20 protein-coding genes are annotated in these 21,489 nt (G+C 55.6%); 18 read left to right on the forward strand and 2 right to left on the reverse strand.

Features of this window, described 5'->3' with window-relative positions; all coding sequences use genetic code 11:
* The 18 genes from AC07O2_RS19270 (at position 1) to AC07O2_RS19355 (ending at position 19,321) form a co-directional block, all read left to right on the forward strand.
* Positions 1-666 carry a histidinol-phosphatase gene (locus AC07O2_RS19270; protein WP_495077456.1) on the forward strand — a complete coding sequence of 222 codons (666 nt, stop codon included), beginning with the start codon at positions 1-3 and terminating at the stop codon, positions 664-666.
* A gap of 6 nt (positions 667-672) precedes the next feature.
* Positions 673-2,214 (forward strand): polynucleotide adenylyltransferase PcnB, encoded by a 1,542-nt coding sequence (pcnB, locus tag AC07O2_RS19275; RefSeq protein ID WP_495077357.1) that lies wholly within the window; start codon positions 673-675, stop codon positions 2,212-2,214.
* Positions 2,207-2,689, forward strand: coding sequence for a 2-amino-4-hydroxy-6-hydroxymethyldihydropteridine diphosphokinase (folK, locus tag AC07O2_RS19280; RefSeq protein WP_495077358.1), 483 nt, complete (start codon positions 2,207-2,209; stop codon positions 2,687-2,689). Before pcnB ends, folK begins: the two co-directional genes overlap by 8 nt.
* Before the next feature lie 357 nt (positions 2,690-3,046).
* On the forward strand, positions 3,047-3,355 hold the full coding sequence (locus AC07O2_RS19285; protein ID WP_495077359.1) for a hypothetical protein: 309 nt from the start codon (positions 3,047-3,049) through the stop codon (positions 3,353-3,355).
* Between the two features lie 412 nt (positions 3,356-3,767).
* Positions 3,768-5,090 (forward strand): UDP-glucose dehydrogenase family protein, encoded by a 1,323-nt coding sequence (locus AC07O2_RS19290; RefSeq protein WP_495077360.1) that lies wholly within the window; start codon positions 3,768-3,770, stop codon positions 5,088-5,090.
* 146 nt (positions 5,091-5,236) lie between these two features.
* The gene (locus AC07O2_RS19295) at positions 5,237-5,986 is read left to right on the forward strand and encodes a GDSL-type esterase/lipase family protein (RefSeq protein WP_495077361.1); all 750 of its coding nucleotides are present in this window, start codon (positions 5,237-5,239) and stop codon (positions 5,984-5,986) included.
* A 9-nt stretch (positions 5,987-5,995) separates the two neighbouring features.
* The gene (locus AC07O2_RS19300; RefSeq protein ID WP_495077362.1) at positions 5,996-7,435 is read left to right on the forward strand and encodes an MBOAT family O-acyltransferase; all 1,440 of its coding nucleotides are present in this window, start codon (positions 5,996-5,998) and stop codon (positions 7,433-7,435) included.
* A 146-nt stretch (positions 7,436-7,581) separates the two neighbouring features.
* Positions 7,582-8,493, forward strand: a complete 912-nt coding sequence (locus AC07O2_RS19305) for a hypothetical protein (protein WP_495077363.1) — start codon at positions 7,582-7,584, stop codon at positions 8,491-8,493.
* A 34-nt stretch (positions 8,494-8,527) separates the two neighbouring features.
* Entirely contained in the window at positions 8,528-8,770 is a 243-nt protein-coding gene (locus tag AC07O2_RS19310; RefSeq protein WP_495077364.1) for an acyl carrier protein, read from the forward strand.
* The gene (locus tag AC07O2_RS19315) at positions 8,767-9,201 is read left to right on the forward strand and encodes a MaoC/PaaZ C-terminal domain-containing protein (RefSeq protein ID WP_495077365.1); all 435 of its coding nucleotides are present in this window, start codon (positions 8,767-8,769) and stop codon (positions 9,199-9,201) included. Before AC07O2_RS19310 ends, AC07O2_RS19315 begins: the two co-directional genes overlap by 4 nt.
* A 1-nt stretch (position 9,202) precedes the next feature.
* Positions 9,203-9,886, forward strand: coding sequence for an SDR family NAD(P)-dependent oxidoreductase (locus AC07O2_RS19320; protein WP_495077366.1), 684 nt, complete (start codon positions 9,203-9,205; stop codon positions 9,884-9,886).
* Positions 9,883-11,814 (forward strand): HAD-IIIC family phosphatase, encoded by a 1,932-nt coding sequence (locus AC07O2_RS19325; protein WP_495077367.1) that lies wholly within the window; start codon positions 9,883-9,885, stop codon positions 11,812-11,814. The genes AC07O2_RS19320 and AC07O2_RS19325 overlap by 4 nt, the downstream gene beginning before the upstream one ends.
* 28 nt (positions 11,815-11,842) lie before the next feature.
* Positions 11,843-13,027, forward strand: a complete 1,185-nt coding sequence (locus AC07O2_RS19330) for a glycosyltransferase (protein ID WP_495077368.1) — start codon at positions 11,843-11,845, stop codon at positions 13,025-13,027.
* Between the two features lie 358 nt (positions 13,028-13,385).
* The gene (locus tag AC07O2_RS19335; protein WP_495077369.1) at positions 13,386-15,422 is read left to right on the forward strand and encodes an acyltransferase family protein; all 2,037 of its coding nucleotides are present in this window, start codon (positions 13,386-13,388) and stop codon (positions 15,420-15,422) included.
* Between the two features lie 163 nt (positions 15,423-15,585).
* Positions 15,586-16,689, forward strand: coding sequence for an acyltransferase family protein (locus AC07O2_RS19340; RefSeq protein WP_495077370.1), 1,104 nt, complete (start codon positions 15,586-15,588; stop codon positions 16,687-16,689).
* Positions 16,690-16,728: 39 nt separating this feature from the next.
* Positions 16,729-17,301: an acyltransferase family protein gene (locus tag AC07O2_RS19345; RefSeq protein WP_495077371.1), complete on the forward strand. Its 573-nt coding sequence runs from the start codon at positions 16,729-16,731 to the stop codon at positions 17,299-17,301.
* A gap of 7 nt (positions 17,302-17,308) precedes the next feature.
* Positions 17,309-17,824, forward strand: coding sequence for an acyltransferase family protein (locus AC07O2_RS19350; RefSeq protein WP_495077372.1), 516 nt, complete (start codon positions 17,309-17,311; stop codon positions 17,822-17,824).
* A gap of 480 nt (positions 17,825-18,304) precedes the next feature.
* Complete coding sequence (locus AC07O2_RS19355) at positions 18,305-19,321, forward strand: acyltransferase family protein (RefSeq protein WP_495077373.1); 1,017 nt, start codon at positions 18,305-18,307, stop codon at positions 19,319-19,321.
* Between the two features lie 80 nt (positions 19,322-19,401).
* Here AC07O2_RS19355 and AC07O2_RS19360 read toward each other — a convergent pair whose 3' ends face one another.
* Positions 19,402-20,592 carry a glycosyltransferase family 4 protein gene (locus AC07O2_RS19360; protein ID WP_495077374.1) on the reverse strand — a complete coding sequence of 397 codons (1,191 nt, stop codon included), beginning with the start codon at positions 20,590-20,592 and terminating at the stop codon, positions 19,402-19,404.
* A 22-nt stretch (positions 20,593-20,614) separates the two neighbouring features.
* Positions 20,615-21,460 carry a glycosyltransferase family 2 protein gene (locus AC07O2_RS19365; RefSeq protein WP_495077375.1) on the reverse strand — a complete coding sequence of 282 codons (846 nt, stop codon included), beginning with the start codon at positions 21,458-21,460 and terminating at the stop codon, positions 20,615-20,617.
* Positions 21,461-21,489: the final 29 nt, after the last annotated feature.

Genomic DNA, 21,489 nt, shown 5'->3' on the forward strand with positions numbered 1-21,489 from the left:
GTGAAACTGGCGCTGTTCGACCTCGACCACACGCTGATCCCCATGGATTCCGATTACGCCTGGGGCAGCTTCACCACCGATATCGGTTGGACCGACCCTGTAGTGTTCAAGCAGCGCAACGACGACTTCTACGCCCACTACAAGGCCGGCACGCTGGATATCCACGAGTACGTGCTCTTTGCCACCGCGGCAGCTCGGCGCCAGGGTGCTACTAAATCCATAGCTGCCCACGTAGACTTCATGCGCACAGTCGTGCAGCCTTCCATTACGCCGCAGGCGCTGGACTTGCTTCAACAGCATCGCGAGGCGGGTGCACAGCTGGTCATCGTCACCGCCACCAACGCCTTCGTCACCCGGCCCATCGCCCAGGCGCTGGGCGTGGAGGAGTTGATTGCGGTCGATCTGGAGCAGGACGCGAGCGGTTGGATCACCGGCAACATCCAGGGCGTGCCGTCCTTTCGCGAGGGCAAGATCACCCGCGTGGAACAATGGCTGGCCCAACGGGGCCTGGGCTGGCAGGATGTGGACGCCACCTTTTATTCCGACTCCATCAACGACCTGCCACTGCTGGAAAAAGTCCAGCATCCTGTCGCCACCAACCCCGACGCGCGTTTACGCGCAATTGCCCAGGAGCGCGGCTGGCGCATACTGGAGCTGTTTTCCTAATTCCCAATGATCAAGACATTTATCGACAAACTGCTGGGCAAAAAGCCCGTCGCGAAACAGCCGAAATTCGGCAAACGCGCTGAAATACCGGTCACCGAGCACGGCATCAACCCCTCTTTGGTGGACGAGCGCGCCATCAATGTGGTCAGCACGCTTCAGGCGGCTGGCTTCGAGGCCTATATCGTCGGCGGCGCCGTGCGCGACCTGCTGGTGGGCCTGCGCCCCAAGGATTTTGACGTGGCCACTAATGCCACGCCCGAGCAGGTCAAGGGCCTGTTCCGCCGCGCCTTCATCATTGGCCGTCGCTTTCGCATCGTCCACGTGGTGTATGGGCGGGGTCGCGAAAACGAGGTCATCGAGGTTTCTACCTTCCGCGCCTATATGGACAACGCCGCCGCCGAGCAGGTGGCCGGCAACGAGCGCACCAGCAAGAGCGAGCTGGCGAACATGAAGCACGCGGTCGATTCCAGTGGCCGAGTGCTTCGCGACAACGTCTGGGGCCCGCAAGATGAAGACGCGGCCCGCCGCGACTTCACCATCAACGCCATGTACTACGACCCCAAGAGTCAGATCGTGGTGGACTACCACGGCGGCATCAAGGACACCAAGAACCGCGTCATCCGCATGATTGGCGACCCGGCCACCCGCTACCGCGAAGACCCGGTGCGCATCATCCGCGCCGTACGCTTCTCTGCCAAGCTGGGGGCCCTGGGTTTCACTATCGAGCCTAAAACCGCCGCGCCGCTGGTGCATTCGCAGAAGTTGCTGGCCGATGTGCCGCAAAGCCGTTTGTTCGATGAAATGCTCAAGCTGCTGCAAACGGGCCACGCCGTGGCCACCATCGCCCAACTACGCAAGCTCGGCATGGCCACTGGTATCTACCCCTTGCTGGACGTGGTGGTGGAGCGCGCCGACCAGCCCTTTGTGCTGGCCGCGCTACAAGACACGGACCGCCGTGTCGGCGAGGGCAAGCCCGTTGCACCCAGCTTCCTGTTGGCGTGTGTGCTGTGGGCCGATGTGCGTGAAGGCTGGGCTGCCCGGACGGGCCGCCAGCCGCCCTTCGTGGCGCTGCAGGATGCTATCGAAGACGTGTTCAACGCCCGCATTGGTGACGTATCCGGTCGCGGCAAGCTGGCCGGCGACATGCGCGAGACCTGGCTGATGCAGCCGCGCTTTGAAAAGCGCGTGGGCAGCGGCCCCTACGGCATGATCGACCAGCCGCGCTTCCGTGCTGCCTTCGACTTCATGCGCTTGCGCGCCGATGCCGGCGAGGTGGATCAATCTATCGCCGATTGGTGGCAGGAGTTCACTACCGGCAGCGATGACCAGCGCGAAGACCTGCTGGCCCAGGCCCGCGAAGAGCAGGGTCGCCGCCAGAAGGCCGTGCGTGTACCCCGTGTGGTCTCACAGCCACGTGTGCCTGCAGACCAGCCAGCCGCCGTGGACGCGGCCCCTGAGTCTGACGTAGCAGCTGCCCCTAAGAAGCGCCGCCGCCGTCGCAAGCCCGGTGCGGGCGGTGCCGCGCCCGCGGCCGGCTCCGATGCCTGAGCAGCAACGCGCACCAGTTACCGCCTACATCGCTCTCGGCGCCAACCTGGGTGATGCCGCGGGCACGCTATTGGCCGCCATGGATGCCATCCACGCGCTGCCGCAGACCCAGGTGGTGCAACGTTCCTCGCTGTACCGCACCGCCCCCGTGGACTCGGCTGGTCCAGATTATGTCAATGCGGTTGTTGAAGTAATAACGGGTTTGTGCGCGCCTGATCTGCTGGTGCAGCTACAGAAAATAGAGCAATCGGCGGGGCGCCTGCGCCCGTACCGGAACGCACCACGCACGCTGGACCTGGATATTCTGTTGTTTGGCGCAGCCCGAATCGAGAGCCCGGCGTTGACCGTGCCGCACCCGCGCATGTGGCAGCGTGCTTTTGTATTGCACCCCTTGGCGGAGATGGCTGCGGGCCTCGTGCCAGTCAATTGCCTGCAGAACGTTTCAGATCAAGTCACGGTACGCCTGGAATCCTGACGTTATTACCACCCATACGAAGGGGGTAAGTCTCTGACATGGTGCCAAGTCTCGTATGCGCGAGTTCCTTCCGCGCCGTGGGTTTCATATCTATATCCGTTAGCAGTTTGAAGCGGCTCCGGCCACTTCGCCCATGGCTTTCCTTGCCAAAGTGTGGCCTGCACGCGTCTTCTGGTCACCCATGAGCCATGCCATCTCTGCGTAATGATTGAAACAATCTGTTGCGGTGCAGCATTATTTGGTGTTGCTGCATAGTATTTTCGATAGACTAGGGTTAACGCGAATAGTGAGTGGCAAAAGTTTGATGCTGCTCAAAAAGTTTCTTGTGCCTCGTGATAGTTGACTCTAGGGGGATTTATGAAAAAAATGACATCTTTATTGGCCATTTCGGTATTGGGCCTGGCCTCGGCGGCAAGTGCTTTGGCATCACAAAATGCTGGCACCCATGCTTCACGTATGGAAGCAGCAGTTGCAGCCCGTATGGTGAAGACGTCCTACGTGCCTCCTGCAATGGGGCAATCATCGCAAGTTTCCATGAGTGAGGCTGCGAAATCGGTGGCTGATGTCAAGCCGCTCGCCAATGAGTTACCGCAGAATAGTGCCCTGGCGTTGCTGGGGGCTTTGGCTATGATTGTTGTTATTGGTAAACGCCGGTTGTCTCGCTAGATGTACGAAGCCAAAGTTGGAGTGAACTTTGGCTTGCTGGCAGGGCATTGCTTTACGCACGTTAGTTTGGTGGTTTTTCACATCCTTATTTAACAATCAGGAGAGTTCGGGGCCACTCTCCTGAAACCTCCTTAATGCCCCGTATGCCGTCATGGTTTTGTTGCTATGCCTGTATCCAAACTTTGGTTTTTGGGGTGGCTGGTCAAGAGTTGGCGGCAATATTCTTAGCCATCTTGAGGCGTCCTCGCTCCTCTGTCGATCATGTCGTTTCGGAGAGAAAGTGCCTGTGCCAGCTAAGCTGTCACACCTACAACACTAAACTTGTTTGATTTGAGCAGTTCATGCATGAATTTTGCTTTGAATTCATTTGATCTAGTTCTCTCCGTAATATTTTGATAAGAGGCCGCTTTTCATGAAGATCACAGTTATTGGTACCGGTTACGTAGGCTTGGTTTCGGGGGCCTGTTTGGCGGATGTAGGCAATGATGTGCTGTGCTTGGACGTGGATCCGGCCAAGATAAAGATTTTGGAGAGCGGCGGTATACCCATCCATGAACCTGGCTTGCAGGAGGTGGTACGTCGTAACGTCGAGGCGGGCCGTCTATCCTTCACAACCGACGTGAAGCGGGCTGCGCAATACGGTACCGTCCAATTTATTGCGGTGGGTACGCCACCTGATGAGGATGGTTCTGCCGACCTGCAATATGTGCTGGCGGCCGCCCGCAATATCGGTAAGCACATGGATGGCTACCGTATTGTGGTGGACAAATCCACCGTACCCGTGGGTACCGCTGACAAGGTGCGTGACGCAGTGCAGTCGGAATTGCAGGCTCGTGAGAGCAAGCTCGAATTCAGCGTTGTGTCTAATCCCGAGTTCTTGAAAGAGGGCGCAGCCATTGAAGACTTCATGCGCCCCGACCGTATCGTGGTGGGCGCAGACGACGAGCAGGCTATTGGCCTGATGCGCCAACTCTACGGCCCGTTTCAGCGTAACCATGAAAAACTGGTGTTAATGGACGTGCGTTCGGCAGAACTCACGAAGTACGCCGCCAACGCCATGTTGGCAACCCGTATCAGCTTCATGAATGAACTTGCCAATCTGGCCGAAGTGCTCGGTGCAGATATCGAGTTGGTGCGTTCCGGTATTGGTAGCGATCCACGCATTGGCAGCCACTTTTTGTATTCTGGCTGTGGCTATGGCGGCTCTTGCTTCCCCAAGGATGTCAAAGCATTAATCAAAACCGCGAACCAGCATGGAAGAGAGTTGCGCGTGCTTTCGGCAGTGGAAGACGCGAACGATGCCCAGAAGCACGTGTTGGTCCAAAAAATCGTTGAGCGCTTCGGTGAAGACTTGGCTGGTCGTCGCTTTGCGCTGTGGGGCTTGGCCTTCAAGCCCAATACCGACGACATGCGTGATGCGCCCAGCCGCGTGATTGTGGCTGAGTTGCTACGCCGTGGTGCCACCATTACCGCCTACGACCCCGTGGCCATGACCGAAGCTGAGCGCATCTTTGGGGATGAACCTCGGTTGACGTTTGCTGGTCGTCCCAAAAGCGCTCTCGACGGAGCTGATGCACTGGTCATTGTGACCGAGTGGAAGGAATTCCGTAGTCCTGACTTTGATGCAATCAAGAGCCGCTTGAAGCAGCCCGTTGTATTCGATGGGCGCAATCTTTATGAGCCTAAGTTCATTCGGCAACTTGGTATCGAGTACTTCGGTATTGGTCGTTCCTGAGTTGAACGGAATCAGATTTTCTGATCGCTGAAGCCGAGAGAGTGTGGATCTGCTGGTTTCATGCAAAGCTGTCCGAAAATTTTGATGGATGAAATGGGTCAACTTTTTCGAGTCATAAGATGCATAAATCGGCTGCAGTTTTTTTATTGAGTTGGGCATCCTTGTTCGTGACTTCGGGTTATGCCCAGGTGCCTGGCGCAAACCAGTCGGATACTTCCGCCGCGCAGATGGCTTCGGGGCCGACACCGTTTCCTACTGATGCGAAGGACTGGCCGGGCAAAGGGGCTATCCGCGTGTTTGGCTGGATGAACGACAACCGCAAGAGCTTCTGGCAAGAGCGTACGCGCAAGCAGGGCAGTGTGGTGTTTGCTGGCGATTCGCTGGTGGGCGGCTGGGGTAGCTTGGCCAAAGATTTGCCGGGCTTGCCGGTGGCCAACCGTGGCATCGGTGGTGAAACTACCCGTGGTCTGCTGTTTCGATTCCAGGAAGACGTTCTCGACCTGCACCCCAAAGCCATCGTGTTGCTGACAGGGTCCAATGACCTGAGCGCATTGCAGGATGTGCAGCAAAGCCGTAGCAATATCGTTGACATGCTGGACAAAGCCGAAAAGGAATTGCCCGGTGTTCCTATCGTGCTGTGCACGGTACCGCCGCGCAACCATCCACAGTCCCCAGTGGACCCGCGTCAGGTGATTGAGCTGAACAAGCTCATTACGTCAGCTGCCCAAGGTCGCAAAAATGTTGCGGTGTTGGACGTCTATGGTTTGCTGGTTGATCCAGACGGCTCGCCCCATGCCGAATACTTTGGTGCGGACAAGTTGCACATCTCACCCCTGGGTTACCAGCGCGTTCGTGACGCCCTGCAGCCGGTACTGAAACAGTTCAACCTAGGCTGAATTTCACCTGTGGCATTTACTTCTCCGATCTTTTTGGTCTTTGTAGCAGCCGTTGTGCTGCTTTTTAATGCGACCAACCAAGCCATTGTCCGCAGCACCGTTTTATTGGGTGCGAATGCAGTGTTCATCTGGTGCTATGTCGACAGCGCCGTTCAGCTTCTGCCGTTGGCGGTATTTTTGCTGGTGTGCTACGGCTTGATCGAAATGGTGCGGCGCAGCCGTTCTGCGCTCAGTCTCTGGCTTGGTGTAGTTGTTGCCATCGTCGGATTCATTTATCTGAAGAAGTTTAGTTTTCTAGACGCGTCATTGCTGCTGCCGTTTCCTTACCTGATCATCGGGTTGTCTTACGTGTTGTTTCGCGTATTGCACCTTATGGTCGATGCCAAGCAGGGCGGTTTGTCGGGCCCAGTGTCATTGCTGGATTTTTTGAATTACACCTGCAATTTCCTGACATTTGTGGCGGGGCCGATCCAGCGCTACCAGGACTACATGCGCTTTAAAGAGCAGTCTCTGGCATTGGACGAACACCGGGTATTCCAGGCTTTTGCCCGCGTCATCCTGGGTTTTGTGAAAGTGGGCGTGTTTTCGGCCATCTTCAAATACCTGTTTGACAGCCTGTCAGGGCGTGTGCTGGACACTGCTGCAACCACGGCGTGGCCCCTGTTATGCGCAATGTATGTGGCGGCGGCTGTGTGCTACATGGTTTACCTGTATGCCAATTTTGCGGGCTATATGGACATCGTCATTGGTGTCGGCGAACTGATGGGCATGCAACTGCCTGAAAACTTTAACCAGCCATTCCTGGCGCGCAGCTTTCTCGACTTTTGGTCGCGTTGGCACATGACCTTGTCGGATTGGTTCAAAACCTATGTTTTCAACCCCTTTCTAACGGTATTGGCGACGCGGTTCACCTCGCCCAAGGCAGGCCCGTATCTAGGCGTTGTGGCATTTTTTGTGACCTTTCTCATCATGGGTGTGTGGCACGGCACCACTTCCGTGTTTGTGGTCTATGGCTTGCTGATGGGGGCAGGCGCTAGCATCAACAAGCTTTGGCAGGTCATGATCGTCAAACGCCTGGGCAAGAAGGTTTACAAAGCCCGGGCTGAAACCCCGCTTGCCATCTACTTTTCGCGCGGGCTGACGCTGGCCTATTTTGCGCTGGCACTGACCTGCTTATGGGTCGATATGCCACAGCTTCTGGCTTTGCTGCGGCGCTTGGGGGCGGTGGGGTACTTGGGCTGCTACTTGGCGCTGGCCATGTTGGCGGGCTTGGTGTTTTATGTGTGGGATGCGTTGTTGGCACAGCTTGTGCCTCTGCGTGTAGCGATGGCTAAAGCTTCCAGTGGTGTAATTGCGCGCAATATGGTGCTTGCACTGCAAATACTATTGATTGCGACAGTCGCCTCGTTCTTCCACAAGGCACCAGAATTCGTTTACCGAGCGTTTTGATGAAGCTGATTTTCAAACAAATTGGGCTCTTGCTCGGCGCTTTGGTGGCCATGTATGGTGTGTTACTGGTGGCGTGCTTATTGTTGGTGCCGCGCATTGAGTTAAGCCAGCGGCTCAATGCAGGCAGTGCTGGATCGTCCTTGTTTTTGACTGAGCCCAAATATGTGTTCATGGCGCGCTCCCAGCTTAATTCGCTGGACGACAAGGCCATCCTGGTGGGGGCGTCCAACATGCTGGTCGGTTTCAAGCAGCCGCAGGTGCAGGCTCTGGTGCCTAGCATGCAAGTGCATAACCTCTCAGTGGGTGGCTCCAACATCACGCAGATCAACCAGATCGTAGACCTAGTCAGAGAAGTTCAGACCCCGGACGCGCGGCGCCACAACACCTGGGTGATTGGCCTGTGGTACGGAGTTTTTGCCGAGGACCGGGCGCGCTGGTTTACCCCTGACCGGCATGGTGGCGACACCGATATCGACATAGAGCGTTACCGTTACGGCTTCTATCGCCGCACCGAAGAGGGCCCCAAACCCGTGCTGCCACCCAGCTACCTGGACTTTGGTACCACTCTCATACACCCCTACCTGGTGCTCGATCGCACGGCCCGTGACCTGACCAGTGCACTGCGAGCATCCATGTCTGGTCGCCCCGCAGGCCTGACGGACGCCCAGCGCAATGCAGTCGTCTTGAGCACGGAGGAAAAGCGCAAGTATTTCGAATTCTGGCGCGCGTACATGGGTGACACCGATGCGCTGACAGATGCCCCATTTCAGGTATTGGAGACCATGGTCAACGGCATCCTGGCAGATGGCGGAAAAGTGGTTTTGGTGGACATGCCTATTCCTCAATGGCACGCACAAGGATCTCCGCTGTGGGCAGACTACCGTCGCCGAGTCGACCCACTGCTCGCCAAGTTACAGACCCATGCGGCAGTCAAGGTGCTGAAAATGGAAGATGCCAATGCCGACAATGACTTCAGCGATGAAGTACATCCCAAGCCCCGGGTCACCCCCGCCTGGGCCCAACGTTTGGCCTCCGTTTTAAGTGCCCAGACTCCCTGACAGATTACAACCTCATCCTTAAAAGAAAGCAGCCATGGACATCGACGCAATTTACACACAACTCACTGCCATTTTTCACGATGTGTTCGATGACGAAAGTATCGTGGTCACACCAGAGCTCACCGCCGACGATGTTGATGAATGGGACAGCCTGGCCCACATCCGCCTGGTATTGGCCATCGAGAAGAAATTCGGCCTGAAGTTCTCGGCCGCTGAAGTGGGTCGCCTCAAGAACGTCGGTGAATTTGTGTCCTTGATCCAATCCAAGGCGAAATGACCACCCAGCCACAGGCGCAGATCCTGGCATTGGGCGAGCTGACCGAGGGCCTGCGCGCCGTTGTCGATTTCACCATCAGTGCCCAGCAGATGCAGCAGTTTGCGGAACTGTCGGGAGACTTCAACCCCCTGCACACCGATGCTGCGTTTGCGCGCAGCAAAGGCTTTGAGGGGGCCGTGGTGTACGGGGCCTTGATGGTGGCCAAGGTCTCACAGCTGATCGGCATGCAGCTGCCAGGGCGCAACAGCGTCTGGGCCAGTGTGGCACTGGACTTTCGCAAACCGCTGTACGTAGATCAAGCCGCGCAGGCCGAGGGCATTGTCGAAGAGGCCTCGGACTCCACCGGCATGGTCGTATTGAAACTAACCGTGCGCGCGGCTGGCAAAGTGTTGGCCAAGGGCAGGGCGGAGGTCATCGTTGGACACGCATAACATGGACGCACAGAAATGGTTTCTGGTTTCCGGCGGCTCTGGCGGTATCGGTGCTGCCGTATGTGATTTGCTCGCCGCAAAAGGCTTCACGCCCCTTGTGGGCTATCACCGCAACGCCGCTGCAGCCCAGGCCGTAGCACAGCGCTGTGGCGGCCGAGCTCTGGCGCTGGACTTGTCCAGCGAGACCTCCATCCAGGCGGCGGTCGCCGAGCTGGAAGCCCTGCCAATGTTGGCCGGCGTAGTGCTGGCGGGCTCGCCTCCCTTATCCCTTGTACCCTTCGGCAAGATCACCGCCGAAGAAATGCAGCAGCAGTGGCAAGTCAACGTGCAGGGCCCGCAGCGCCTGCTGGCTGAGCTTGTACGCCGGTGCTTTCGCAAGCACAAACAGGGTTCCGTTGTAGGGGTGTTGACCCAAGCCATGGGGAGCGGCATAAACGGCATCGAAGGCGCATCCTCCGGCATGGGCGCCTACGTCATCGCCAAGCACGGCATGGCTGGCATGCTGGCCATGCTGGCAGCCGACTACGCATGGTTGCGCGTGCGGGCCGTGAAGCCTGGCTACACCGAAACACCCATGCTCGAAGCATTTGACGAACGCTTTCTGGCCACCCAGCGCGAGAAAGCCCCATTCCAGACGCCCGCACAAGTGGCGTCGCTTATTGTTGAGGAGGCCATTGGCGTATGAGCAACCATCTCTATTCCCAGCTGGGCTGGCTGCAAGCTGCGCCTGAAGACTTTTCCACCCAGTGCCGTCAACTGCTGCCCGAACCAACCCATCTGGGCTTGCGCCTGCAACACCTGGCCAACCACGCGCTGGATGAAAACCAGCTCAATCGGCTGGCCAAAGTGGTCCAGAAAGCCCGCGACGGCGGCTTGTCTATGGCGCCGCTGGTACCGTTTCGCCTTGGCATTCTCAGCAATGCCACCTCGCATTTCATCGTGCCAGCCCTGGTGGCCACAGCCGCCCGCCACGGTATTGCGCTGGAATGTGTCGAAGCCGACTTCGACCAGGTCATGCAAGAGGCCTTGTCGCCAGACTCCACCATCAACCAGGCCCAGTGCGATGCCGTGCTGGTGGCCGTGGACTACCGCGGCCTGCCGCTGAATGCTGCGCCAGGTGATGCCCAGGCAGCCCAAAACACAGTGCAGGCGGCCCTGGGCCATCTGTCCATGATCCGCAACGGCCTGCGCACCAACAGCAGGGCCATCTGCATCCTGCAAACCCTGCCTCGCCCGGTAGAGTCGGCGTTTGGCAGCCTGGACATGGCGCTGCCAGGCACCCCGCGCCAACTGATTGACGACGTGAACCGGGGCATTGCCCAGAGCGTGGCCGGAACCGAAGATCTGCTGCTTGATGTGGCCCATCTGGCTGAAACAGTTGGGCTGGCTGACTGGCACGACCCAACGCTGTGGAACATGGCCAAAATGCCCTTTTCCAGCGAATTCCTGCCGCTGTACGCAGACCACGTCTGCCGCCTGATCGCAGCCTTGCGCGGCAAAAGCCGCAAATGCCTGATCCTGGACCTGGACAACACCGTCTGGGGCGGCGTGATTGGCGACGACGGTCTGGACGGCATCGTCATTGGCCAAGGTGACGCTACCGGTGAGGCACATCTGCATGTGCAGCGCACCGCGCTGGCCCTGCGTGACCGCGGCGTGGTGCTGGCGGTATCGTCCAAGAACACCGACAACATCGCCCGTCAGCCCTTCCAGAAGCACCCTGAAATGCTGCTGCGTGAAGACCACATTGCCGTCTTCCAGGCCAACTGGAATGACAAGGCCACCAACATCAAAGCCATTGCCGAAGAGCTCTCCCTGGGCCTGGACGCCATGGTGTTTCTGGACGACAACCCCGTAGAGCGCGGCCTGGTACGCAAAATGTTGCCCCAGGTGGCCGTGCCCGAGCTGCCCGACAACGCCGCGCTGTACGCCCGCACCTTGCTGGCCGCTGGTTACTTTGAAGCCATCGCCTTCTCGGGCGAAGACCGCAAACGCGCCGACTTCTACCAGGACAACGCCCGCCGTGTCACTCTGCAAAAACAGGCGGGTGATGTGGACGCCTACCTGTTGTCGCTCAACATGCAGATGACTCTGCAGCCCTTTGACGACACCGGCCGTGCCCGTATCGCCCAGCTCATCAACAAATCCAACCAGTTCAACCTCACCACCCGTCGCTACACCGAGGCCGACGTGGCCGCCGCGCAGCAAGACCCCAACGCTTTCACCCTGCAAGTGCGGTTGGCCGACACCTTTGGTGATAACGGCATGATCAGCGTGATCATCTGCCGCCGCCAGCAGGACGACTGGGACATCGACACCTGGCTCATGAGCTGCCGCGTGCTGGGCCGCAAAGCCGAAACCGCCGTGCTGCAAGAGCTGATCACCCAGGCCCGCGTCCACGGCGTACAGCGCCTCATAGGCCGCTACCTGCCTACTGAAAAGAACAAGCTGGTCGAAGACCACTACGCCAAGCTCGGCTTTACCTTGCTCGATAAGCACGCAGACGGCAGCACCGTATGGGAGTTGCATGTGCAAGACGCGTCATTGGTGGAGCTACCCATTGCCATCCAGCGCAGCGGATTCGCGCCAGCGGCGGAAGCCATGAATGCCTGATGCTTTGACCGCCCACCAGCCTGCCCACGTGACCCCACCTCGTAGCATCCTGCTGCTGACCTACATATCCCCTTTGCAAAAATGGGGTTCGGCCAAGCGCTCGCGGTTTCTGATTGACGCTTTGAAGCGCCACGGCACGGTGGAGGTGCTGGCCCTTAGCTTTGTTGACGGCCCCGTGGTGGGTAACCCCTTGACCACCACCGAATGGCAGGGCATCAAGGTGATGGACCTGCAAATCGCGCAAAAAGGTCTGTTGGGCCGTCCGCGTTTTGACCTGACCTCTGACTACGTCACCGGCCAAGTGGCCCAGCACGTAGACCTGGCCCGCTATGACCTGCTGGTCAGCCGCTACGTCAAACCCGCCCTCAAGCTCGCCCTGCCACCCAGCGTGCCGCTGCTGGTGGACTTTGACGATGCCGTATACGAGCCGCCGTGGCGCGCCCTGAGTGGCCTGAAAAGCTGGGTGGGCGTAGGCCTGCGCCTGTTGAATGACCGCGTCATCGTGCGTAGTCGCCTGAAGGGCGCCGCCTGGCGCAGCGCCCACTACTTCTTCTGCCGCGATGCCGAGCGCAAAGTCTTTGCCCACCTGCCAGGCTCGGTACTGCCCAATCTGCCGCCCCCCGCCGACCGCGCGGGCCCGCCAGACTTTGCCCCTCCCTCCGCACCCGTGCTGATGTTTGTGGGCCTGCTCGACTACATGCCCAACCACGATGCCGTGGACTGGTTCCTGCAAGCCATCTGGCCCCAGGTATTGCAGCAGGTGCCACCGGCGCGGTTTTTGATAGTCGGCAGTGGCGAGGCAGAGCGACTGGCCCGCTGGCGCAGCGCGCCGCAAGTGGAAACGCTGGGCTTTGTGGACTCGCTGGCCGATGCCTATGCCCAGGCCACCGCCTGCGTGGTGCCCATGCGCTCGGGCGCGGGCACCAACATCAAGGCGCTGGAGCCCTACCTCTATGGCCGCATGGTCATTGCCACGCCCCTGGTGGTCGAGGGCCACCGCCCCCTGTTCACTGCCGGCAGCGACGTGCTTGTTGCCAGCGACGCACAGGGTCTGGCACAGCACTGCATAGACATGCTGCGCACCCCCCAGCAGGCCAGCGACATCGCACGCCGTGGGTACACACGCATCACCACCACCCTCACCGAAGAGCGGTTTCAATCGGTAGTGGACGAGGCTGTTAAGACGCTATGGCGTACAGCCGTTGCTGCGTGAGGCAGTAAGGGGCCAAGTAAGGAGTGGCGGGCGATTCCAGCCTTGGCCTGGTGGGATTTGAGTTGCTATATTAAATATAGCTGCCTGCGCAGGTAAATACTGCGCCAGAGGCTGTTTTTGTATGTAATCTGGGCCTGCCGCCCTAGGTTACTGCTTGAATGGAAATACCGGTTGTGCTGTGCGATTTGATTGCGTGAACGGCCGGTTTGGTTTCCAGTGTCTTATTCGTAATTCTCGTGGGTGTACCACTGGGAGGGCGAGTTTTAGGTCGATCGGCATGAAGACGGAGTGGGTTCCCCCACTTTTCTGTTGGTGGGCTCGCGATAGAAGCCCAGAAAAATGACACGAAAGATTAAAAATGAACGTCCAAACACGGCATTCCCCTTCCAATTACTTTGGAGGTATAGACGGTCTTCGTGCGGTGGCAGTGCTTTCGGTGCTTCTCTACCACCTGAATGGCTCTGTTCCTGCGGGCTTTGTGGGTGTTGACGTGTTCTTCGTGATCTCTGGCTTTGTGGTGGCCAATGCCGCCACCAGCTTACCTACCCAAACGCTGGGCAACTTCATGGCTGCGTTTTACGCCCGTCGGTTGCTGCGCATCGTTCCTGCGCTGGTGGCGTGCTTGCTGGTCACCATGACCTTGGCTACGCTGCTCGTTCCCGGTGGTGGCTGGCTCAGCGCCACCAACACCAAGACCGGTATGGCCGCCTTCTTTGGCTTCAGCAATGTGGTGTTGTCGTTGACGGCAGGTGACTACTGGTCGCCCCGTTCAGAATTCAACCCGTTCACCCACACCTGGTCACTCGGGGTGGAGGAGCAGTTCTACTTGCTCTCGCCATTCTTGCTGTTTGCCTGGCTGCGGGGTCATCGGCGATGGGCTGCTGCCATTTTGGGCACGCTCGCGCTGGCTTCGTTGGTGGCGGCTTCGCTGGCAGTTTCACCGTCTGCGCACATCTTTGCTTTTTACTCGTTGCATGCCCGTTTCTGGGAACTGGCGCTGGGCGTGGCCCTTGCATTTGGTCTGGGCCGCTGGCAGCCTGTGGTGGCCAGCTTGCCGCGCGGTGTGCAGCAGGTGCTGGCGCTGGGTGCTGCTACGGCGCTGCTGTTGGGCCTAATAGCTGCCGACAACAAGGCATTTCCCTGGCCTTGGGCTTTGCTTCCAGTACTGTCGACTGCGCTGCTGATAGTGTCGGTCATTGGCGCGAAGGCCACCTTTGTTGGCCGAATCCTGGCCAGTGTCCCGGCACTGTGGGTCGGAAAACGCTCGTACTCGCTATACCTGTGGCACTGGCCAGTGTTTGTGCTGTTCCGTTGGACCGTGGGGTTGGAGGGCATGGTGGAACAGAGCGTGGCCGTGGCCCTGTCGCTCCTGTTGGCAGCCGCTTCGTATCGTTATGTAGAGCAACCTGTGCGCTACTCCCAATTTGCCAGCCGACTGGATCGCTGGAAGGTGGCGACCCTCGGTTTACTGGCTTTGCTTTGCTGCGGAGGCGCAGCTGCGAGCGTGGCCGCCGCACGACCTTGGATCAATCTGAGCGTCACGCGAGACTTGTCCGTCTGGGATGCCTACGGCGATCTGCCCGCGCCAGGAGCGCGCTGCACCGTTATCGCCACCGAGCAGTTTATGGGTGGAGAACACCGCCAGACTTTCAAACCCCAAGGCTGCACAGCCGACCCGCGCACACTGTTTGTGGCTGGAGACTCTCACGCCGGGGCGTACACCGCCATGCTGAAAAAGTTGGTGCGCGAGTCTGGCATGTCGGTCGAGCTGTTCACCGGGCCAGGCTGTTCCGTCTTCGGCTTGGGTGGCCCCACGCGCTTGGGGCGGCCAGAGTGCATTGCGTTCACAAGGTCCATGCTGAGCCAGGTGAACGCGGTGGCCAAGGCCGGTGACCTGTTCTTTCTGCCTGGGCTGCGGGTACCACGTCTGCGCGACCAGTGGGGCGGCGTAACGCTTACTTTGCCTGGGAACGTAGAGGCACGTGCAGAAGCCGTTGCAGAAGCTACCCAGACGTTGCTGCCGTTGGCGCAGCGGGGTGTGAAGGTTGTGTTTGAGGCTCCGAAGCCGGTGTTCAAGGCGCCGCCATTCCGCTGCTCAGACTGGTTTAACAGCCACAACCCCATTTGCCAGGGTGGCCTGGAGACAAAGCGTGCCGAAGTGGAGGAGCGGCGGGCGCAGACCATGGGCAGCATGCAAGCTGTAGTGGCTACGTTGCCTGGTGCCACCATTTGGGACCCACTACCGGTGCTGTGCCCGGCCGACACCTGCAGTTCTTACCAAGACGGCAAGCCACTGTTCTTTGACGGAGACCACCTCAGCGGGTTTGGCAATTCAAAGTTGGTGGGAAGTTTCGAGAAGATGGTGGGGCCTATGGGCGCGGGATCTGGCAGTTAGGCCACAGAGCTTGTGACTGCGCCATAAATCTCCGCCCATGCTTAGGTATTTTGGGGCTACTTGTGCTTACTGTACCTGCGAGATTCGCTATTAAATATATAGCAATTTCGATTTTTATGACAACACGGCGTTTAGATACGTCATTGAAAGGACTGGGAAATTTATGTCACGTCGTGAAATCCCTGCACTGCAGGTACTTAGAGGATTTGCAGCGCTTGCTGTGGTCTTTCACCATGCATTTAGGGCCGTGACCATAAATCGACCGCCAGAGCTCAATCTGCCAAGTCCGTTGCTTCTATCAAATCCAATCTTGGTAGAAATTGGAGCAATGGGCGTCGATATTTTCTTCATTCTCAGCGGTTTTTTGATGGTTTATATTTCCAAGCCGTATGTGACTGGAGAGAAGTCGGTGGTTGATTTTCTTATCCACCGAATCATAAGAATTTGGCCGCTATACGTAGTCATCACAGCCATTGCAGTATTTTTTATTTATAAATCAGCGCCTGGTCCAGGTCTACCATTTGACCTTTCGGCCCAGCGCTTGCTTTCTTTTATCTTTATCCCCTCATTTAACGCGTCGGGGATTTTGCAGCCGATATTGGGTGTCGGCTGGACACTGAACTATGAAGCGTTCTTCTATTTGGTTTTCGCCGCCGTGTTGATTCTCGCTAGGCAGCGAGTTTTTGTCGGGTTGGCAACGGTGATCTTGGCGGTCTACATCTTGGGGTGGGCATTTCCATCTAACTCTGCTGCACATGTTTTTTTTGCAAATTCAGTGATTTTCGAATTTGTAGTTGGTGCAGCCATTGCTTCTGCCTATGTTGCTGAGCGTATTCCTTTTCCGAAACCTTTGCCTTGGATGCTAATTGGTGCTGTCGCATTGGCCTACTTAGCACAATTTCCTGCTGATGGCAGCTTGCGCATCTTGTCCCGAGGTTTGCCCGCAGCATTGCTGTTTGTAGGCATGCTTCATATGACCCCCAAGAGCGGATGGCCAAGACCGTTAGTCATCCTGGGTAATGCATCCTATTCGATCTATTTGGTGCACATTTTGTTGATCTACCGGGTGACACAACCTGCACTACGGCGGTTTGACACGTACGGTTTCACGAGCGTTGCGGCTGAACTCGCCGCCCTAACAGCCGTCCTTGTCTGCGTTGGCGCAGGATTGTTGTGCTACTTCATAGTCGAGCGCCCGTTGTTGAAAGGTGCTCGAATGCTGCTCGGACGCCGGTCGTTTCGCCAACGTACTCAAGCTTCCATTTAATCGGACTTTCTCCATCACATTTCCATTGAAAATTATTTTATGAGCATCGATCGAATTAAAGGCTTTGATGGACTACGCGCAATCGCGGTTGTAGCTGTATTTTTTGGGCATATGCGCCCTGTCAGTATTCCCGCGGGCGCGATGGCGGTTTACTTATTTTTTGTGCTGAGCGGATTTCTAATTACTGGTATTCTCAGTGATCACCGCAAAAATGTGGAAAAGGGAGGGAACGCTTTCTCCGAAATGATGATTTTTTACTATCGTCGATCACTTCGTATCTTTCCAATTTACTTCGCTGTGCTCATTGCATTCACGGTTTGGATTTATGTTAGAGATGGAAATATGCCTAATGGATTATGGTCGTATATAATATATGTGGCGAATCTCTGGCAAATAAATAATGGTTCTTGTGATGTGATGTTGTGCCACTTCTGGAGTCTTTCCATTGAAGAGCAGTTTTACGTTTTCTTGGCTCCGTTGCTTCTTTATGTTGCTTTTGCTCATCATATAAGAATCTTGACGGCTACATTTTTTGTGGGAATATGTTTTATATTTGCGGCATCGTTTTATGCTGAGTTGCAGACGCAAAAAATATTTACTTTCGCTGGGTAACTTTTCAATGCTTGCTGCCGGCGGATTGGCATCTTTGTTGTATCGTCGTGGTTTTATTAAGTCCTTATCTGTGATTCCGGGTTTGTCTGCTTTTGTGGTGATAGCCGCTTTCTTGTTTTTTAGTGTAAAAGTACGTGAAATATCCTTGTTGGAACATTCGTTATTTTTCATGTTCACGATTGTCAGTCTTGCGATCGCAGTATTATGGATTGTGTTAAATCAGCAAAGCGTCGTTGTTCGAGCTCTGGAATGGTGGCCCATCGCTGGACTTGGAACCATAAGCTATGGTTTTTACCTGATGCATCCCGCTGCTATCCATGGTTGGCGCTATCTGGTACATTGGCCTGAATATATGACTGTACATTTTTCCAAAGACTTATTGGCGGCTATAAGCGCAACAATTGTTTTTAGTGTAACTGTCGCTGTAAGTGCTATCAGTTGGAAGTATTTTGAGAGGCCAATCTTACGGCATCGCAATAGGTTTAATTCTTACAATGTGGTTGCCGTAGCGCAGTCAGCATAATAGTCGCTGATTTTCATCCAGCAGTGATAACGACTTACTGACTATGATGTTTATCGTTCAGATTTTAAATCCAAAAAATCTTCGAACGAGTAAATTAGGCCTGCATGCGCACTGCCACGGACAACTCGCTTAAGGACTGTGGCAGTCTGTAGCTTGCTCTATTATTGATAGCTTCTTGTGCTCGTATTCATTGCGCTGGGAGCGAGTTGAGTTTCTAGTTTTGGCATCGGCGGATGTCCGCTACATCTGCGAAGATTAGGCTGAATAGGGCTCCTTTAGGGGGGCAGGTGCTTGCCTCGTCAGAGTATTTCGATTAATTTTCATCTATGTCGACGTACTTACATCGTTTGGGGCTGTGATCATTCCCGTGCAAGTGTGTCAATGTGTATATTGAAAATGAATGATTCATAGATCACATCCTTAATGCTGTAACAAATAACTGCATTTTATTTGCTTATTCAGGGGCATGATCAATGCTATATGAAGAAAATAGTGTGGATCAATCAGCTCAAAGGCATCGGAATCATCTCGGTGGTGGCCGGTCATATATACGTCGGGCCTATCTTGGGTGGTATTTATCTTTGGCATATGCCGTTATTTTTTCTGCTCAGTGGTTATTTGTTCAAACCACAACCAGATAAAATAGCTTTTTTCAAAGATAAGGCAATCTATTTGCTTGTGCCGTATTTTGCATTTCTGGTGTTACTGGGTTTGCGCGAATTTATTGCAGTGGCACAAGTTGAAACCTTTATTAATCTGGCTAAATACGTACTAAAGGATCTACTTGGAGGCCGATATTTATTTGAATGGATTGGTGTCTTTTGGTTTATCACCTGCCTTTTTCTTACGCAGCAGTTGGCCAATGTTCTGTTTCCGCGTTTCAGCCTAAGAGTCTTGTGGCCATTGATGGCGCTCTTGCTAGTCGTGGCATATGCCACTTCGGGCCTTACAGCCAAATGGCATATTCCATGGAACGCCGACGTGGTGTTGTTTGCCTTGCCCTTGTTCTTTCTGGGGTGGCAGTACAAGGCCCATGGTTTGGCTCAGATGCGCAGGTTTGACTTGGCCGCGGCGGTTGTTTCAACTCTTGGCTTGGTGCTGGTTGTCAGCGGCGTCATTCGCACTCTTAACCTGAAGTACGTTGACTATGGCACCCCTGGCATAACGCTATTTTTTTGCCTGGCCGTGGTTCATTTGCTTGTACGGGTTACTCAGAAAATACCCGAAAAATCATTTGTGGGTAGCGCTCTTGCCAGCGCAGGTCAGGCATCCATGGTGATTATGTTCTTGCACCCTATGGTCCATATGGGATTGCAAGAATGGGTGACCGAAAATCGGCACGTCCGTATGGCTTTGGCTCTGGCTTTGCCGTGGATGTTGTTTTATTTGCTTCAACGCAGTCGTGTTACGCGGGCCGTTTTCCTGGGGTCAAAGCCAGATATTTTGTCTTTTGGGTTTATTAGCGGTGATGCTGGCCCGAAAAGACACAATGCATGAGTGGATGCGTGCAACGGATATTTTCAGTACCGCACCGTGTGAATTGATTCAAAAAATGCGAAGAGTCTATTGCCGATGCATTAGCTCTGTTGAATGGCCTTTTGCCAATGGGAGATCAGCTGTTTGCTGCAGTCTGTTCTTTCAAAACTGGTTTCTACAACTTTGCGCCCCTGTTGGGTCATTTCTACCAAGGACTCGGTGTGCGTGTAAGCCCAGTGGATTGCTTCCGCCAAAGCCTGTGGATCGTCTGGCGGCACCAGTAATCCGCTTACTTTGTGTTCAATTAGTTCTGGTATGCCAAAGATTCGGGTGGCAATAACGGGTACGCCCATCGCCATAGATTCGATGCAGGCAACGGGTAGTCCCTCGGAGCGGGATGACAGCACGAACAGGTCCGCATTGTTGAACTCATCTCGCACCACATTTCCTGGCTGTGCGCCGCAAAAGGTGACGTTGTCTGCCAAGCCAAGACTGTATGCCAAAGCCTGTAGGTCATTGAGCAAAGGGCCATCACCCACAATATTCAGTTGAAAATCGACCCCAAGGTCTTTGGCGATTTTCAGCGCCCGAATCAGAATATCTTGTGCTTTCATGGGAACCAATCGGCCCACATTCAATATTTTAATTTTGGCTTTGGGGGTGGTTTGAGGGGGTGAATAGGCAAACTGGTTTAAATCAATGCCGCAATGCACAAGGTGTATGGCTTCTCGACTGAGGGCATATTTTTCAACCATCAGATTTTGATTAAATTCGCTAATGGTTACTACGGCGCCGGCATTTTTGAAAAGCCTGGATGCATCCGGTACGCTGAGCGGGTCGTCAAAAATATCATAGCGGTGTGTGGTTACACCATATGGAATTCCGGTCCATTCGGAAATGGCGGCAGCATTGACAAAATTGGTGTCGGCAAAATGAGCGTGCAGGAACTGGATGTTCTGCTTTTTACACCAGGCTGCGGCGGGTAGTGTTCGAAAATACCCCCGGCTTCTGTGTTGCAGCGCGCTGATTAGTGTGCGAATGGTTCTTGCTGGATTTTTGATAAATAAATAGGCAAGTGCCTCAATTTTCTCGGCGATTTTTGTTTGGCTGATTTTGAATGGTTGTTTCGTCTCTATCAATGCACGAGCAGAATCATGAACCACGGAAGTGCTGCCTTGGTTGGCGTAAAGAATGCTTATGTTTTGCCCTAATTGCTGGGCAGATAAAGCTTCTTCCGATATAAAGGTTTGACTTGGCTCTGGAAAAGATACGAGAACGTAAGCTATATTCATAGGTGTTTACGGTAGCGTGTATTTAGATGGAAATGAGATGTTTCAAAAATCTCTTTGAGTTTTTGAAATTCCAACCATAGGAAATAAATCTCTTGATGTCATCCAAGTCTGGGCGATGGCCATACAACTTGCCAAACACCTGGAGAAACAAGGTTTGCCGTACGGTGTCGTCCACTTCCGGGTGCTTGGCAGATATACGCTCAAAGGCATTCACGATCCTGGCTTTTTTGGACTTGGAAATGCGGTCGGGGCGGTCGTCCACACTGAGCTGGTACAGGGCGGCATCCAGCAGCCTGGCGGGGCCAAACTGCTTCATGACCCGCACAAATAGGTCCAGGTCTTGCCACGCGGGCATGTCTACGTCGAACATGCCGCTTTCTTTGACGCGGCTGGTCAGGGTGAAGATCTGGTTGCCCACCACGTTGTATTCCAGCATATCCAGCCAGCCCATGGAGCCGCGCTTTTGCGAGGGCACGAGGGTGTGGCCGTCGTCGTAGATGTCTTGGGTATAGAGGCAGGAGAAGGCGGCTTTGGAGGCCTCTAGTACCTGCCAGTAGGCTAGCAGGCTGGCGATGCGCTCGGGCATGAAGGTGTCGTCGTCGTCCAGGCCGGTGATCCATTGGCCGTTGGCGGCGCTGATGGCGAGGTTGCGCGAGTAGGGAGCCCCCCGGGAGGTTTCGTTGCGGAAGAAGCGCAGGCGGTTGTCTTGCTCGGCCAGTGCTTGCAGCACGGCGGGGGTGTCGTCGGTGGAACCATCGTCCACTACCAGTAGCTCAATGTTGCGGTGGGTCTGGGCGAGTACCGAGGCCACGGCTCTGCGCAGCAGGTCCGGCCGGTTTTTGGTGGGCATGTAGATGGAAACTAGCATGGGGTCTGCGGTGTGTGTGGCTTGCAAGG

This window comes from Rhodoferax sp. GW821-FHT10B06 (genome assembly GCF_059415605.1).

What these genes read in the sequence shown, in the direction of transcription:
- pcnB (WP_495077357.1), top strand. Translation starts at nt 673, where the DNA reads ATGATCAAGACATTTATCGACAAACTGCTGGGCAAAAAGCCCGTCGCG.
- folK (WP_495077358.1), top strand. Translation starts at nt 2,207, where the DNA reads ATGCCTGAGCAGCAACGCGCACCAGTTACCGCCTACATCGCTCTCGGC.
- AC07O2_RS19285 (WP_495077359.1), top strand. Translation starts at nt 3,047, where the DNA reads ATGAAAAAAATGACATCTTTATTGGCCATTTCGGTATTGGGCCTGGCC.
- AC07O2_RS19290 (WP_495077360.1), top strand. Translation starts at nt 3,768, where the DNA reads ATGAAGATCACAGTTATTGGTACCGGTTACGTAGGCTTGGTTTCGGGG.
- AC07O2_RS19310 (WP_495077364.1), top strand. Translation starts at nt 8,528, where the DNA reads ATGGACATCGACGCAATTTACACACAACTCACTGCCATTTTTCACGAT.
- AC07O2_RS19315 (WP_495077365.1), top strand. Translation starts at nt 8,767, where the DNA reads ATGACCACCCAGCCACAGGCGCAGATCCTGGCATTGGGCGAGCTGACC.
- AC07O2_RS19320 (WP_495077366.1), top strand. Translation starts at nt 9,203, where the DNA reads ATGGACGCACAGAAATGGTTTCTGGTTTCCGGCGGCTCTGGCGGTATC.
- AC07O2_RS19325 (WP_495077367.1), top strand. Translation starts at nt 9,883, where the DNA reads ATGAGCAACCATCTCTATTCCCAGCTGGGCTGGCTGCAAGCTGCGCCT.
- AC07O2_RS19335 (WP_495077369.1), top strand. Translation starts at nt 13,386, where the DNA reads ATGAACGTCCAAACACGGCATTCCCCTTCCAATTACTTTGGAGGTATA.
- AC07O2_RS19340 (WP_495077370.1), top strand. Translation starts at nt 15,586, where the DNA reads ATGTCACGTCGTGAAATCCCTGCACTGCAGGTACTTAGAGGATTTGCA.
- AC07O2_RS19345 (WP_495077371.1), top strand. Translation starts at nt 16,729, where the DNA reads ATGAGCATCGATCGAATTAAAGGCTTTGATGGACTACGCGCAATCGCG.
- AC07O2_RS19350 (WP_495077372.1), top strand. Translation starts at nt 17,309, where the DNA reads ATGCTTGCTGCCGGCGGATTGGCATCTTTGTTGTATCGTCGTGGTTTT.
- AC07O2_RS19355 (WP_495077373.1), top strand. Translation starts at nt 18,305, where the DNA reads ATGAAGAAAATAGTGTGGATCAATCAGCTCAAAGGCATCGGAATCATC.
- AC07O2_RS19360 (WP_495077374.1), bottom strand. Translation starts at nt 20,592, where the DNA reads ATGAATATAGCTTACGTTCTCGTATCTTTTCCAGAGCCAAGTCAAACC.
- AC07O2_RS19365 (WP_495077375.1), bottom strand. Translation starts at nt 21,460, where the DNA reads ATGCTAGTTTCCATCTACATGCCCACCAAAAACCGGCCGGACCTGCTG.